General features: G+C 72.3%; 1 protein-coding gene. It reads left to right on the top strand.

Going from position 1 to position 1,790, the window contains the following annotated elements; all coding sequences use genetic code 11:
* Nucleotides 1-153 precede the first annotated feature (153 nt).
* Complete coding sequence (locus tag ACFE8Y_RS16545; protein WP_375465476.1) at nt 154-1,710, top strand: flavin-containing monooxygenase; 1,557 nt, start codon at nt 154-156, stop codon at nt 1,708-1,710.
* The last annotated feature ends 80 nt before the right edge of the window (nt 1,711-1,790 follow it).

Raw genomic sequence — 1,790 nt, 5'->3', positions numbered from 1 at the left:
GCGCAGGTCGTCGATCTGGTCGGACGAGATGATCCAGGGGTTGACCATCAGGCTCTCGGCCTCGCCCGCGCGAGCCCGGCGGCGGTGATCTTGGCCCACGCCGCCCGCCGCCCTCACCTGATCGTCGCGTGCGAGACCGCCGGAGCCCCTGCCATGGACCACACCCCGCAAGCGAGGCCGGTTGCGCCGATCGATCCGGGGCCGACGACGGGATCGGGCGCGTCGCCCGAGACCGGCGAGCACCACTTCGACGTGCTGGTCGTCGGTGCCGGCCTCTCCGGCATCGCGGTCGGCCACTACCTCCAGGCCGCGTGCCCGACCAAGCGCTACGCCATCCTCGAAGCCCGCGCGGCGATCGGCGGGACCTGGGACCTGTTCCGCTATCCCGGCCTGCGCTCGGATTCCGACCTCTACACCTTCGGCTACAGCTTCCGCCCGTGGCGGAGCGACAGGTCCATCGCCGACGGCGCCTCGATCCTGCGCTACGTCCGCGAGACGGCCTCGGCCGAGGGCATCGACCAAAAGATCCGGTTCGGCCACCGGGTGGTTCGGGCGTCCTGGGATTCGGCCACCGCGCTGTGGACCCTGGAGACGGAGGTCGAACGGCAAGCCGCCCCCGTGCGCTACACCTGCCGCGTGCTCTCGGTGTGCAGCGGCTACTACGCCTACGACGGCGGCCACGACCCGGCGTTTCCCGGCCTCGCGCGGTTTGCCGGCCGGGTGGTGCATCCGCAGGCCTGGCCCGACGACCTCGCCTGGGACGGCCGGACCGTGGTGGTGATCGGCAGCGGCGCCACCGCCGTGACGCTGGTGCCGGAGCTGGCCAAGACCGCCGCCCACGTGACGATGCTGCAGCGCTCGCCCACCTACGTCGTCGCCCTGCCGAGCGAGGACAGGATCGCCCGCTGGCTGCGGGCGCGGCTGCCGGCCGGCCTCGCGCACGGGCTGGCGCGGGCCAAGAACGTGCTGCTCGGGATGGTGTTCTACGCCTACGCCCGCCGGAAGCCGGAGGCGATGGCCAAGCGCCTGCTCGACGGGGTGCGCGCGGAGCTCGGCCCCGACTACGACGTGGCCAAGCACTTCACCCCGTCCTACAAGCCGTGGGACCAGCGCCTCTGCCTCGTGCCGGACGCCGACCTGTTCAAGGCGATCCGCTCAGGCGCCGCCTCGGTGGAGACCGACGCGGTCGAGACCTTCACCGAGACCGGCATCCGGCTCGCCTCCGGCAGGACGCTGCCGGCCGACATCGTCGTCACCGCCACCGGCCTGCGGCTGAAGCTGATGGGCGGGATCGAGACCGTCGTCGACGGGCGCGTGATCGAGCCGGCCAAGCTGTTCCTCTACAAGGGCATGATGCTGTCGGGCATCCCCAACCTTGCGGTCACGATCGGCTACACCAACGCCTCGTGGACCCTGAAGAGCGAGCTCACCGCGCGCTACCTCTGCCGCCTGATCCGCCACATGGACCGGCACGGCTACGCGTGGTGCGCGCCCCACGCCGAGCCCGGCACGATCGCCGAGGTGCCGCTCTTGTCGTTCACCTCCGGCTACGTCGTGCGCGCCGCGCCCACGCTGCCGAAGCAGGGCGCGCGCAAGCCGTGGCGCCTCAACCAGAACTACGCCCTCGACATAGCGGCCCTGACGTTCGGCCGCCTCGACGACGGCACGATGCGCTTCGGGCGGCCCGAGCCCGCGCGGCGGGCGGCCTGAGACGCGAAGGGCGCCGCCGTCCGCACACCGGCAGACTCACGACCCGCAAGGCCGTCGGATGAAGCTGGGACAGCGCCGCG

It is taken from the genome of uncultured Methylobacterium sp. (assembly GCF_964242245.1).
Taxonomy (GTDB): Bacteria; Pseudomonadota; Alphaproteobacteria; order Rhizobiales; family Beijerinckiaceae; genus Methylobacterium.
The sequence above is the reverse complement of the archived record's forward strand: the minus strand, read 5'-3'. Positions and strand labels throughout refer to the sequence as shown.